This is a genomic window from Micromonospora sp. CPCC 205539 (genome assembly GCF_036906815.1).
Taxonomy (GTDB): domain Bacteria; phylum Actinomycetota; class Actinomycetes; order Mycobacteriales; family Micromonosporaceae; genus Micromonospora.
In genome coordinates this window covers 1-12333 of the sequence record NZ_JBAKHW010000050.1, presented here as the reverse complement: position 1 = coordinate 12333, position 12333 = coordinate 1, and the positions used below count along the sequence as shown (strand labels likewise).

The following is a 12333-nucleotide window of genomic DNA, read 5'->3' as shown; positions in this document are numbered from 1 at the left end:
TTAAGAGCCCCGAGCCCTGCCTAACTGGGGCAAAAGGAACGCTAGCAGATCAGGCATCGACCTCATCCCCGTACTCACCAAACCATCGAGCCAGCCGACCCCGGCGGCTGACCGCCCGCAGCCGCCGCTCGGCGGCGTCGCGCACCCCACCGGTGGCCACGATCAACAAGCTGTCGCCGGTCTTCAACCGGGTGCCCGGCGAGGGCACGAAGCCCGCCCCGTCGCGCAACACCAGAGTGACCGAGGCACCCAACGGCAGCCGCAGCTCGTCGACGTGTACGCCGGCCAACCGCGAGCCCGGTGGCACCTCCAACTGGAGCAGGTCGGCCCGCATCCGCTCCAGCGGTGCGGTCTCCACATGGATCTCGGTGGCCTCGGCCGGCGCCGTCACCCCCAGCCGACGAGCGAGCGGCCCGAGCGTCCCGGTCTGCACCAGTGTGAAGATCACCACCAGCACGAACACCGCGTCGAAGAGGCGTTCCGCGCCCGGCACCCGCTCGGAGAGCGGGATGGTGGCCAACACGATCGGCACCGCCCCCCGCAGCCCGGCCCAGGACAGGAACGCCTGCTCACGCAGGCCGACGCGGAACGGCAACGCCGACACGACCACCGACAGCGGCCGGGCCAGCAGCACCAGCGCCAGCCCGGCGACCACCGCCGGCAGCACCGCCGCGTCCAGCCGACCCGGCGAGGCCAGCAGACCGAGCAGCACGAACAGACCGATCTGCGCGAGCCAGGCCAGCCCGTCGGCGAAGCCGAGGATCGCCTGCCGGTGCGGCAGCCGGGCGTTGCCCAGCAGCACCCCCGCCACGTAGACGGCGAGGAATCCCGAGGCGTGCAACACCGCCCCCGCGGCGTACGCCAGCACGGTGATCCCCACCGCGGCGATCGGGTAGAGCCCGGACGACGGCAGCGCGGCCCGGCGCAACGCCCAGGTGCCGGCAACCCCGACACCCACGCCCACCGCGGCGCCCACACCCAGCTCGTAGCCGACCAGCGCGGTCTCGTACCACCACGGGTGCGACCAGCCCTGGTGCGACAGGAGCACGACCAGCAGCACCACCGGGGCGTCGTTCATGCCCGACTCGGCCTCCAGTGTGGCCACCGGCCGGGGCGGCAGGCGCAGTCGGCGCAGGGTCGCGAAGACCGCGGCCGCGTCGGTGGACGAGAGCACCGCGCCGTAGAGCAGCGCCAGCCGCCAGTCCAGCCCGAGCAGCAGATGGACGGCGACACCGACGACCACGATGCTGACCACGACGCCGACCGTCGAGAGGGCGGCGGACAGCCCGAGCACCGGGCGCAACGTGCTCCAGCGGGCGGTCAGCCCACCCTCCGCGATGATCACGATCAACGCGCAGAAGCCGAGGGCCCGGGTCAGTTCGACGTCGTCGAAGCGGATGCCCAGCCCCGCTTCGCCGATCGCGACGCCCAGCGCCAGGTAGACCAACAGGCTGGGCACCCCGAGTCGGGTCGAGAGCCGGACCGCGCCGACCGCCACCAGCAGCACCGCCGCCCCGAGCAGCAGCGCGACATCCAACCCGGGCGTCACGGCTGCCTGACCCGGGCGTTCCTCACTCGCCGGATCCGTCGCGCAGGCCGCGCAGCACCTCGGACACCTCCGGGCCGGGCCGGTCGACGAGGAAGAGCTTGTCCCGGCTGGCCGCGCCGACGCGGAGCGACACCACGGCGGGTCGGACGCCCAGCGCACCCGCCAGCGCCCGGCGGGCGGCCTCGGTGGCCCGACCGTCCACCGCCGGGGCGTGCACCGCGATCACCAGGGCGGGCCCGTGCGGGCCATCGAAGCGACCACCGACCCGGTCCCGGGACGCGCCGGGCTTCACCCGTACCGCCACGGTGAGCGTGTCCTGCGGGGGCACCGGGCGCCCGTTTCAGATCGGTCGGGCGTCGGCGAGCAGGACGGTGGCCGGCACGCAGAGCGCGCACGGGGTGAAGCCGAGCTCGACCGCCTCGGCGACCGGCAGCGCCTCGGGCGACCGGCCGGCAAGGTGCGGGCAGCTGGGGAGGTGGTAGCGGGGCCGACCGTCCACCACCTCGACGAGGTCGGGCAGCCGGGCCACCCGGGCCGCCTCGGCGGGAGTCACCGGCTGCTCGGCCGGCTCGTCGTCGACCGTCCCAGCCTCGCTCAGCGGGCCAGCAAAGGACGCCGCCTCGTCGGCCGGAGCGGCGAAGGGCGACACCGGACGGGCGGACGAGGCATCGGAGGACGCGAAGTCGGCCGGAGCGGGTGCACGGTCGGCCGGGGCGTCGAAGGGCGACCCGTGGTCGACCGGTGGCTCGGGTGGTTGCCGCCACCCGGTGCCACCGGTACCGACCGTCGTAGGTGAGTGCTGGACCGGCACCTCCGGCTCGACCAGCGGTGGCCCGTACGCGACGCCTGGTCCGGTCTGGCCGGCCGTCCAGGGCGCCCCGGGGCTCCGCCGGCCGGTTCGGCCGGGGTCCGCCGCCGCGCGGTTGGCGGCTGCCTGGCGGGCGCCCACCACCAACGCCACGGCGGCCAGCAGACTGGCCGCGATGGAGATGATCAACATGAGGCTGGAGCCACCGGCCAGGCCGAGCACCAGCAGCACCACCGCGACGAGGATGAGCAGAAGACTCGCGACTATCACGGCTCACCCCCGCCGCGTCGTACCGTCCCAGCGGGGCCGGCGATCGTCACCATCAGCGGACAGCGATCGCCGGCCGGTGCTCAGCGTCCGGCTTCCAGGGCGCCGGAGCGCCCGCCGCCGCCGTACGAACCGGCGAGACCCGCGGCGGCCAGCCCGTTGCCGCCACCGGCCACACGGCCAGCCTCGGATCGGGTCATCTCGGCCTCGAGGCCCTGGCCGCGACCGTCGAGGTCACGCAGCTGGCTCTCCAGGTACGCCTTGAGCCGGGTGCGGTACTCGCGCTCGAACTGCTTGAGCTCCTCGATGTGCTTCTGCAGCGCGGTGCGCTTGGCGTCCAGGCCGCCCATGGCCTCCTGGTGCCGCTGGCGGGCGTCCCGCTCCAGGGCGTCAGCCTTCGCGCGTGCCTCGCGGGTCACCTCCTCGGCCTTGCCGCGAGCCTCGGACAGGAGCTGGTCGGCCTCGCGACGCGCGTCGGACACGTGGTCGTCCGCGGTGCGCTGGGCCATCATCAGCACCCGCAGGGCCTGCTGCTCGCCGTCACCGGTGACCGCCGGGCCACCGGTCGCGCGGACCTGCTCCAGCTCGGCCTGCATGGCGCGGGCGGCCTGCTCGGCCTGGGCCTTGTCGCGCTGCACCCGGTCCAGTTGGGCCTTGACGTCGTTGAGCTCCGCCGCGAGACGGGCGTCGCCGCCGGGGCCGGCGGGGGCACCGCCACGACCGCCGCGCTCCACCTGGGCGCGCAGCTCGTTGTTCTCCTCGATGAGACGGGCGAGCTCGCGCTCGACCTCATCGAGGAAGGCGTCGACCTCCTCCTCGTCATACCCCCGCTTGCCGATCGGCGGCTTTTTGAAGGCGACGTTGTGGACGTCGGCCGGGGTCAGCGGCATCGAAACTCCTCGGGTCAGTTGCGGCCGCGAAAGCGCGTCGGTCATCAGGCAGATGCCCTGATCGACGGCCCTAACACGAACTCCATCAGCACGAACAGGATAACCAGGAGCACAAGGGAGGCCAGGTCGATGCTCACGGTACCAATTCGCAGCGGAGGGATCACACGCCTCAACGCGTTGAGAGGGGGATCAGTGACGCTCCACACGGATTCAAGTCCGGCGGATGCTCGCCGCCCCGGCTGCCACCGGCGGCCGTACTGCAGGACGGCGCTCAACACGAACCGGGACAGAAGAAAGAGAAGGAAGACATAAAGGATCAGGTACAACACTTGCAGCAAGATCGACAACACGGTCAGCGACGTCCCTCGGGTCGGGCGGGGTCAACTCAGACTGAAAAAGCCGCCCTCAGCGATCTTGGCCTTGTCCTCCGCGGTGACCTGGACATTGGCCGGTGAGAGCAGGAACACCCGATTGGTCACGCGCTCGATCGTACCGCGCAGCCCGAACGCCAGACCGGCGGCGAAGTCAACCAGACGGCGGGCATCGGCCTCATCCATCTCGGTGAGATTGATGATCACCGGAACGCCGTCGCGGAAGTGCTCACCGATGGTGCGCGCCTCCCGGTAGGTCGTCGGGTGCAGCGTGGTGATCTGGTAGCGCTGCTCCTCCTCGGGCGCCACCGCCCGCTCACGCGGCGTGGCCTGCGGCGCGAGGGCCAGATTGTCCCGCGTGTGGTAGCTCAGAGCGCTCGAGGTCTCGCCGGCCGACGACCGGGTGATCGACCGGACGCTGGACCGCTCGGCCCGCTCCGGACGGTCGCCATCGCCCCGGTCGGACTCGCTGACCCGCCCGTTCGCCCGCTCGGAGAGCCGACCCCGCTCGCTGGCCCGCGGCCGGGGAGCCGGCGGCTCCTCGGTGTCGTCGTCGTCCTCGTCGGCGAACTCCTCGGAGTACCGGCTCTGCCGGTAACGCGACTCGCGGTAGCCACCCTTGTCGTAGCCACCGTCGTCGTAGGCCCGCTCGTCGTCCTCTTCCACGAGACCGAGCCAGACCCCCGCCTTGCGCAGTGCACCCATCCCCGCGCCCTTCCGTCCGCCGTGCGGCACGCGCCCCCGTGCCATGTCGCCCGTCGCGAGTGGACAACGATGCCCATCGGACCGGAACGGCAATCCCCTGGCGCGGGATTCGCGTCCCACGCCACGACCCCCGACAAGAGGACGCCGTCCCTCAAACAACACTGATGTAATTTGCTTCTTTCGCGGTCAGGCTACCGCAGCGTGGGACGCATTCCGAGCAACGCGCTACCGACGCGGACATGTGTCGCGCCGTATCGGATCGCGAATTCCAGGTCGCCGCTCATTCCGGCCGACAACGCGGTCGCTCCCGGATGGACCGCGCGAAACTCCTCGGCCACCTCGGCGAGTCGGGAAAAGGCCCGCTCCGGCTCCCAGCCGAGGGGTGCCACCGCCATCAGGCCGGCCAGCCGCAGCGCCGGCGCGCCGGCCACCGCCTCCGCCACCGGCCCCAGCCCGACGTCCGGTTCGGCCGAGCCCGGCAGCGCGCCGCCCCGGGCCGGGTCACCGTCGATGCTCACCTGGAGCAGGGCGGCCAGCGGCCGCTCCCGGTCGGCCGCCGCGGTGGCCAGCGCCCGGGCCAGCCGGACGCTGTCCACCGAGTGCACGACGTCGGCGTACCGGACCACCGACCGGGCCTTGTTGCGCTGCAACTGGCCGATGAAGTGCCAGCACGGGTGCACCCCGGCCGCAGACACCTCGGTGGCCTTGCCGGCCGCCTCCTGGTCGCGGTTCTCCCCCATGTCGGTCACCCCGAGCCCGGCGAGCGCCACCACGTCGCTGGCGGGGTAGGTCTTGGTCACCGCGATCATCGTGACCTCGGCGCGGTCCCGGCCGGCCTCGGTGCAGGCGTCGGCGATCCGCGCTTCGACCAGGGCCAGGCCGGCCGCGAGTTCGGCGCGCCGGTCCGGTCGTACCGTGGCTGAGCTAGTGGTCATCGGCGGTGCTCAGGACCCGTTCTTGAGGAAGTCGGGCACGTCGACGTCGTCGAAGAGCACCCGACGCGGCGACTGGACCGGTGCCGGCATGGTCGCCGGCACCGGGACCGTGGTGCTCTGCGCCGCCGGCTGGTTGGTGTTGGTCTTACGGGCCGGCTCGGCCGCCTTGTACGCGGGCGCACCCCCGTCGAAGCCCGCCGCGATGACCGTCACCCGCACCTCGTCGCCGAGCGCGTCGTCGATCACCGCACCGAAGATGATGTTGGCGTCCGGGTGGGCCGCGTCGGTGACCAACTGGGCCGCGTCGTTGATCTCGAACAGGCCCAGGTCCGATCCGCCGGCGATGGAGAGCAGCACGCCGCGCGCGCCATCCATGCTCTGCTCGAGCAGCGGGCTGGAGATCGCCGCCTCGGCGGCCTCGACCGCGCGGTTCTCACCGCGCGCGCTGCCGATGCCCATGAGCGCGCTGCCGGCGCCGCTCATCACGCTCTTGACGTCGGCGAAGTCCAGGTTGATCAGACCCGGGGTGGTGATCAGGTCGGTGATGCCCTGGACACCGGAGAGCAGCACCTGGTCGGCGGTCCGGAACGCGTCCATCATGCTGATCCCGCGGTCGCCCAGCGCCAGCAGCCGGTCGTTCGGGATGACGATCAGGGTGTCGCACTGGTTGCGGAGTTCGTCTATTCCGGTCTCGGCCTGCACCTGACGGCGCTTGCCCTCGAACGAGAACGGCCGGGTCACCACGCCGATGGTCAGTGCGCCGAGCTTGCGGGCGATGTTGGCCACCACGGGCGCGCCGCCGGTGCCGGTGCCGCCGCCCTCGCCGCAGGTCACGAAGACCATGTCGGCGCCCTTGAGCACCTCTTCGATCTCGTCCCGGTGGTCCTCGGCGGCGTTCTTACCGACGTCCGGGTTGGCGCCAGCGCCGAGCCCACGGGTCAGTTCGCGGCCGACGTCGAGCTTGACGTCGGCGTCACTCATCAGCAGCGCCTGGGCATCGGTGTTGATCGCGATGAACTCGACGCCCTTGAGCCCAACCTCGATCATCCGGTTGACGGCGTTGACGCCGCCGCCCCCGATGCCGACGACCTTGATGACCGCCAGGTAGTTGTGCGGAGGTGTCATCTCCGGTCCTTTCCTTCGAGATTGGCTCCGACCGACCGGGTACGGCGTGGCCAGACCAGCGGCCGACGACAGCTGTCACCAGCGAGGATCAGAGCTGAACCCTCACCCTCTACTAGAGGCTTACAGTTATGTCAACCACTGATCCTCTTCGGGGCAACGTAAGCGCCGCCGCGCCAGGAGCCAAGGACCTGACCGGCGTGTCGCCGCCCGGAGCGCTGCTCGTCACGTCCTGGCACCCCGCGACCCGCCCCCGATCAGCGGAAGGTCACCACGTCCGGCGCGCTCACGTCGATCCGGTCGGTGTCCTCGGCGAGCAGCGCGGTGGCCACCCGTGCCTTGTCCGTACCCCGGGTCGCGTCGCCCCAGACCACCGTTCGGTCCCCGCGCAACCGCAGGTTGATCCGGGCCAGCCCCTCCACGGTCACGTCCACCAGCACGGCGCGCAGCTGCGGGGTCAGCGCGACGAGCACGTCCAGCGCGGCCCGGGTGCCCGGATCGTCGACCGCCGGGCGCGTCACCCGCACCAGCGGCAGCTCGGCCGGCTGCCGGGCCACCGTCTGGAACGCCACCCCGGTGCGGTCGATCAGGGTGAACGCCTCCCCCTGCGGCACCGCGGCCACCGGGACCCGCTCGGTCACCCGGACCACCAGCGCACCCGGCCAGTCCCGGGACACCGTGGCCCGCTCCACCGGCGCCAACGCGCCGACGCGGCGGGCGGCGGCGGCCAGGTCCACCCGGGCCAGCGGGACGCCGTCGGCCACCCCGACCGCCTCCCGCACCTGGACCGGGGTGACCAGGCCGGCACCCTCCACCCGCACCTCGCGGACCCCGAACAGCCCGGTGCCGAGCACCGTCCAGGCGACCAGCCCGGCCAGCGCGAGCACGCCGGCCGCCACCGCCCACGGCAGCGCCGCGCGCATCCGGCGCTGCCGCGCACGGGCCATGAACCGGCGGGTGGACGGCGGCACCGCGTCGCTGCCCGCCCGGACCAGCTGCCAGCGCCGGACCGGGCCGCGTCGGGGAGCGCCGCCGTCGGCGGCGCTGGTCCGTCCTCGGGCCGGGCCGGGGCTCATCCGGCGGTGGGTGCCGCGCCGTCCGGTGCGGCGGTGCCACCGAGGGCCGCTCCGTCGCCACCGGCGGTGGACCCGCCGGCCACCGGAGCGCCGATCGCCGGGGCGGCGGCCACCGGATCGACGGTCGCGGTCGGCGCGGTACGGGCATGCAGGCTGGCCAGCAGCTCGTCGCCCATCAGCGAGATCGGCGGGGCGCCCATGGTCACCACCACGTCCCCGGAACGGGCCCGCTTGGCCACCTCGACCGGCGCCGCCTCCCAGGAGTCGACGAAGACCTTCCGCTCGGCGGGCAGGGCCACCGCCTCGATCAGCGCCGCCGAGCCCTCACCGGGCTGGCGCAGCTCGCCCGGCCCGAAGACCTCCAGCAGCACCACCTCGTCGGCGAGCGCCAGCGCCTCGGCGATCTCCGCCTGCGAGTCGCGGGTGCGGTACAGCCGGTAGGGCTGGAAGACGATGATCAACCGCCCGTCCCCGGCCACCTCCCGCAGCGTCTGCGCCGCCAGCGTCATCGAGGTCGGGTGGTAGGCGTACTCGTCGTAGACCAGCACGCCGTCCGCGACACCCTTGCGCTCGAAGCGCCGCCGCACGCCGGGGAAGACCGCGAGTGCGGCCTCCGCCGCCGGCAACGGCAGTTCCAGCAGGTACGCGGCCAGCACCGCGGAGGCGCTGTTGAGCCCCATGTGCCGTCCCGGCACCGGCAGCCGGAACTCCCCCAGCGAGCGGCCGTCGATCGCGGCCAGGTAGCGCACACCGCGGGCCGAGGAGACGATCTCGGTGAGCCGCAGGTCGGCGTCCGCCGCCTCGCCGTAGGTGTGCACCCGTCGCCCCTCGGCGCGCAGGGTCTCGGCCAGCCGCCGCCCGCCCGGGTCGTCGGCGCAGGTGATGATGAACCCGGCCGGGTCGGTGAGTCGGGCGAACTCGACGAACGCCGCCTCCAGCGTCGCGTAGTCGCCGTAGGTGTTCAGGTGGTCGGCCTCGACGTTCGTGATGATCGAGACGTACGGGCGGTAGATGAGGAACGAGCGGTCGCTCTCGTCCGCCTCGACCACGAAGTACTCGCCGGTGCCGTGGTGGGCGCCCGAGCCGACCTCGGAGATCTCCCCGCCGATCACGAAGGACGGGTCCGCTCCGGCCTGCTGGAGCACCATCGTCACCATCGAGGTGGTGGTGGTCTTGCCGTGGGTGCCGGCGACCGCGATGGCCCGGCGGCCGGTCATCGCCGCGGCGAGCGCCTCGGAGCGGTGCAGCACCCGCAGACCGCGCCGGCGCGCCTCGACCAACTCCAGGTGGTCCTGTGGGATGGCCGAGGAGTAGACGACGGTGTCCACGCCGTCGAGGTTGGTCACCTCGTGGCTCATGTGGATCGTTCCGCCGAGCGCCCGCAGGCCGGCCAGCGACGGCCACTCGCGCAGCTCGCTGCCGGAGGTCGGGATGCCCCGGGTGAGGAAGAGGCGGGCCAGCCCGCTCATGCCGACCCCGCCCACCCCGATCAGGTGGATGGTGCCCAGGTCCTCGGCGGTGACCGTGCCGGCCGGGGTGAACTGCCGCGCGGTCACCGGTTGACCGCCTCGATGACGTACGAGCGCAGCGCCTCGTCGCCGTCGCGCCGCCCGTACTGCCCTGCGGCGGCACCCATCGAATACAGCCGCTGCGGGTCGCGAAGGAGCGGGATGACGGTGCGCTCCAGCCAGTCGGGGGTCAGCTCCCCGTCGTCGACCAGCAGCCCGCCGCCGGCCTCCACCACGGGCAGCGCGTTGCGCTTCTGCTCCTGGTTGCTGTGCGGGTACGGCACGTAGATCGTCGGGAGCCCGACCGCGGCCACCTCGGCGCAGGTCATCGCCCCGCCCCGCGCCAGCATCAGATCGGCGGCGGCGTAGCCCAGCTCCATCTCCGACAGGTACGGCAGCGTCACGTACGGCACCGGCAGGTCGGTGGGGATCGGCACCGGCTCGTTGCGGGCGCCCATCACGTGCAGCACCTGCACGCCGTTGCGGGCCAGCTCCTTGGCCGCACCGGAGACCGCCAGGTTGATCGAGCGGGCGCCCGAGGAGCCGCCGGCGACGAAGAGCACCGGCAGGTCCGGGCGGAGCCCGAAGTGGGCCCGAGCGGCGTTCCGCAGCGCGTACCGGTCGAGGCCGGCGATCGAACGGCGCAGCGGCACCCCGACCACGCGCGCGTCGCGCAGCGACTCGGCCTGGCTCGGCTGGTGCGGGAAGCCGACCGCCACGTTCTTGGTGAACTTCATGCCCAGCCGGTTGGCCACGCCCGGCGGCACGTTCACCTCGTGGATCACCATGGGCAGTTCGCGGCGCCAGGCGGCCAGGTAGGCCGGCACCGAGACGTACCCGCCGAAGCCGACCACCGCGTCGGCCTGCACCTCGTCGATCACCTTGCCCGCGGCGCGCGCCGCGGTCCACATCCGACCCGGGGTACGGACCAGATTCATGTTCACCGAGCGAGGGAGCTGGTACGCCGGGATCTGCCGCAGGTCGTAGCCGTGCGGCGGGATCAGGTCGTTCTCCATGCCACGGGGCGTGCCGAGGCAGGTGATCCGGACGCCCGGGTCGTGTCGGCGCAGGCAGTCGGCGAAGGCGAGCAGCGGGTAGACGTGCCCCCCGGTGCCACCTCCAGCGAGCACCACCGAACGCAGCGGACCCATCAGCGTCTCCTCTCGCTCGCCGTACCCCCGCGACTCCGGCCCTGCCGGACGCCGCGCGGTGCGGCCTGGTCGTCCTGCCGACGCTCACGGGACCGGGGCACGGACCCTCGGCCAGCGGGCGGCGTCGCCGGTCGGCGACGCCGGCCGGGAAGCGGCGGCAACGGGGCCCAGAGTAGTCGGACCCACCGGGCCGGCGGACGGGCATGCAGTGCTCTGGCCGCATCGGGTTCGGCGCGGGCGAAGGACGCCAGCATGCCGATCGCGGCCAGCGTCACGACCAGGGCACTTCCGCCGTCGGAGATGAACGGCAGGGGCAGGCCGGTGATCGGCAGCAGCCCGACCACCCCACCGACGTTGATCACGGCCTGGCTCACCAGCCAGGTGGTGACGGCGGCGGCGGCGAGCCGGCGGAACGGGTCGTCGACCCGCCGGGCGATCCGCAGACCGGTGTACGCGAGGACCGCGAACAGCGCCAGCACCACCGCGCACCCGATCACGCCCAACTCCTCGGCGATGATCGCGAAGATGAAGTCGTTGTGCGCCTCGGGCAGCCAGTCCCACTTGAGGCTGCTCTTGCCCAGCCCGACGCCGAACCAGCCGCCGTGCTCGATGGCCAGTCGGCCCTGGTAGATCTGGTAGCAGGGGTCGCCGCACTGGTCCGGCGGCGGCGGGTTGAGAAAGAGCGTGAGTCGGGCCAGTCGGTAGTTGTCCTCGCCGCGCTCGCCGGAGCCGGCGCCCAGCGAGGCGACCGCGACGAGCAGGCCGACGCCGAGCAGGCCGACCACCGACAGGGCGCCGAAGACCCGCAGCCGCACCCCGGCGGCCCAGAGCAGACCCACCACCAGGGCCAGCAGGCAGAGCATGGTGCCCACGTCGTTGTAGCCGACCAGCACGAAGAGCAGGCCGATCACCGGGAACAGTGGGGTGGCCAACTCCCGCCACCAGCCCAGCGCGGCACCCTTGCGGGCGACCACGTGCGCGCCCCAGAGCACCAGCGCGAACTTGGCCAGCTCGGAGGGCTGCACCTGGATCCCCCCGATGAAGAGCCAGAGCAGCCGCGCCTCGATCGGGCCGATCCGGGCGGAGTCCTGGTCGGTCAGCCGGGCGTAGGCGAGCAGGAGGTTGAGCACGAGCAGCAGCCCCACCGCGGTGAACAGCAGTGGTCGACCCAGCGAGCGGTAGGTGCTGGCGGGCAGCCGCTGGCAGGCCCAGAACGCCCCGATGCCGATCACCGCGAAGATGGCCTGCTTGGTCACCGAGGCCGAGGCGTTGCCGTCCTCGGCGTAGTCCCGCACGCTGGTCGCCGAGAAGACCATGGTCAGGCCGATCAGCAGCAGCAGACCGGCACTGGACAGCAGCAGATAGTACGAGGCCAGCGGTCGGTCCAGGAGGCCGCGGAGCGCGGCCAGGCCGCCCGCCGTGTCCAGCCCGCGCAGCGGTACGGCCGGTTCCGGCTCCCGCGGCGGTGGCTCGGATCCCGGCTGGGCCGATCCGCCGGGCCGTGGGCTGGCCTTGCCCCCCGCCGCCGGATGGTGCACCGGTCGTGTCCCGCCAGCGGCGTCGGTGTGCTGTTCCTCCCCCATCCGCCCATCATCACCGCTCTGCCCGGGTGCGCCCACCGCAACACCCCTACCGGCGTGTCGCCCCCACTCGCCCACCCCGAACCACCCCGAACCCCCCACCCACGCCCGCCCCACCCGCGCCGCCCGCCCGCCCCGCCCGACCGCCCCGAACCGCCCTGAACCGCGTCGATCTAGGGAGAATCGCTGCCAGCTGATCTTCAGCCACTGCAATTCGCCCTAGATCGACGCGCGGGCACGGGGGCACGGGGGCACGGGGGCACGGGCACGGGGGCACGGGCACGGGGGCACGGGCACGGGGGCACGGGCACGTGGGCACGGGCACGTGGGCACGGGGGCGCGGGGGCACGGGGGGACTGGGGGCACGGGAG

12 protein-coding genes are annotated in these 12333 nt (G+C 73.0%); all 12 read right to left on the bottom strand.

All coding sequences use genetic code 11. From position 1 onward, the window contains the following. Positions 1 to 49 precede the first annotated feature (49 nt). The 12 genes from V6V47_RS28805 to V6V47_RS28750 all read right to left on the bottom strand — a co-directional run bounded on the left by V6V47_RS28805 (position 50) and on the right by V6V47_RS28750 (position 11791). Positions 50 to 1549 (bottom strand): potassium/proton antiporter, encoded by a 1500-nt coding sequence (locus tag V6V47_RS28805; RefSeq protein WP_334631543.1) that lies wholly within the window; start codon positions 1547 to 1549, stop codon positions 50 to 52. Between the two features lie 22 nt (positions 1550 to 1571). After that, entirely contained in the window at positions 1572 to 1877 is a 306-nt protein-coding gene (locus tag V6V47_RS28800) for a DUF167 domain-containing protein (protein ID WP_334631542.1), read from the bottom strand. Between the two features lie 12 nt (positions 1878 to 1889). Next, entirely contained in the window at positions 1890 to 2627 is a 738-nt protein-coding gene (locus tag V6V47_RS28795) for a hypothetical protein (protein WP_442934321.1), read from the bottom strand. Positions 2628 to 2707: 80 nt separating this feature from the next. Then, positions 2708 to 3514: a DivIVA domain-containing protein gene (locus tag V6V47_RS28790; RefSeq protein ID WP_334631541.1), complete on the bottom strand. Its 807-nt coding sequence runs from the start codon at positions 3512 to 3514 to the stop codon at positions 2708 to 2710. A gap of 44 nt (positions 3515 to 3558) precedes the next feature. Further along, on the bottom strand, positions 3559 to 3864 hold the full coding sequence (locus V6V47_RS28785; RefSeq protein WP_334631540.1) for a YggT family protein: 306 nt from the start codon (positions 3862 to 3864) through the stop codon (positions 3559 to 3561). Positions 3865 to 3894: 30 nt separating this feature from the next. After that, complete coding sequence (locus V6V47_RS28780) at positions 3895 to 4590, bottom strand: cell division protein SepF (RefSeq protein ID WP_334631539.1); 696 nt, start codon at positions 4588 to 4590, stop codon at positions 3895 to 3897. A 191-nt stretch (positions 4591 to 4781) separates the two neighbouring features. Next, positions 4782 to 5525 (bottom strand): YggS family pyridoxal phosphate-dependent enzyme, encoded by a 744-nt coding sequence (locus V6V47_RS28775; RefSeq protein WP_334631538.1) that lies wholly within the window; start codon positions 5523 to 5525, stop codon positions 4782 to 4784. A 9-nt stretch (positions 5526 to 5534) separates the two neighbouring features. Further along, positions 5535 to 6650 (bottom strand): cell division protein FtsZ, encoded by a 1116-nt coding sequence (ftsZ, locus tag V6V47_RS28770; RefSeq protein ID WP_334631537.1) that lies wholly within the window; start codon positions 6648 to 6650, stop codon positions 5535 to 5537. Positions 6651 to 6904: 254 nt separating this feature from the next. Further along, positions 6905 to 7723, bottom strand: a complete 819-nt coding sequence (locus V6V47_RS28765) for a cell division protein FtsQ/DivIB (RefSeq protein WP_334631536.1) — start codon at positions 7721 to 7723, stop codon at positions 6905 to 6907. Continuing rightward, positions 7720 to 9279 carry a UDP-N-acetylmuramate--L-alanine ligase gene (gene murC, locus V6V47_RS28760; RefSeq protein ID WP_334631535.1) on the bottom strand — a complete coding sequence of 520 codons (1560 nt, stop codon included), beginning with the start codon at positions 9277 to 9279 and terminating at the stop codon, positions 7720 to 7722. The genes V6V47_RS28765 and murC overlap by 4 nt, the downstream gene beginning before the upstream one ends. Beyond that, positions 9276 to 10382: an undecaprenyldiphospho-muramoylpentapeptide beta-N-acetylglucosaminyltransferase gene (gene murG, locus V6V47_RS28755; protein ID WP_334631534.1), complete on the bottom strand. Its 1107-nt coding sequence runs from the start codon at positions 10380 to 10382 to the stop codon at positions 9276 to 9278. Before murG ends, murC begins: the two co-directional genes overlap by 4 nt. Further along, positions 10382 to 11791, bottom strand: a complete 1410-nt coding sequence (locus V6V47_RS28750; RefSeq protein ID WP_334631586.1) for an FtsW/RodA/SpoVE family cell cycle protein — start codon at positions 11789 to 11791, stop codon at positions 10382 to 10384. The genes murG and V6V47_RS28750 overlap by 1 nt, the downstream gene beginning before the upstream one ends. Between the last annotated feature and the right edge of the window lie 542 nt (positions 11792 to 12333).

Coding starts and splice junctions, on each gene's coding strand:
- V6V47_RS28790 (WP_334631541.1), bottom strand. CDS start 3,514: ATGCCGCTGACCCCGGCCGACGTCCACAACGTCGCCTTCAAAAAGCCG.
- V6V47_RS28780 (WP_334631539.1), bottom strand. CDS start 4,590: ATGGGTGCACTGCGCAAGGCGGGGGTCTGGCTCGGTCTCGTGGAAGAG.
- V6V47_RS28775 (WP_334631538.1), bottom strand. CDS start 5,525: ATGACCACTAGCTCAGCCACGGTACGACCGGACCGGCGCGCCGAACTC.
- ftsZ (WP_334631537.1), bottom strand. CDS start 6,650: ATGACACCTCCGCACAACTACCTGGCGGTCATCAAGGTCGTCGGCATC.
- V6V47_RS28765 (WP_334631536.1), bottom strand. CDS start 7,723: ATGAGCCCCGGCCCGGCCCGAGGACGGACCAGCGCCGCCGACGGCGGC.
- murG (WP_334631534.1), bottom strand. CDS start 10,382: ATGGGTCCGCTGCGTTCGGTGGTGCTCGCTGGAGGTGGCACCGGGGGG.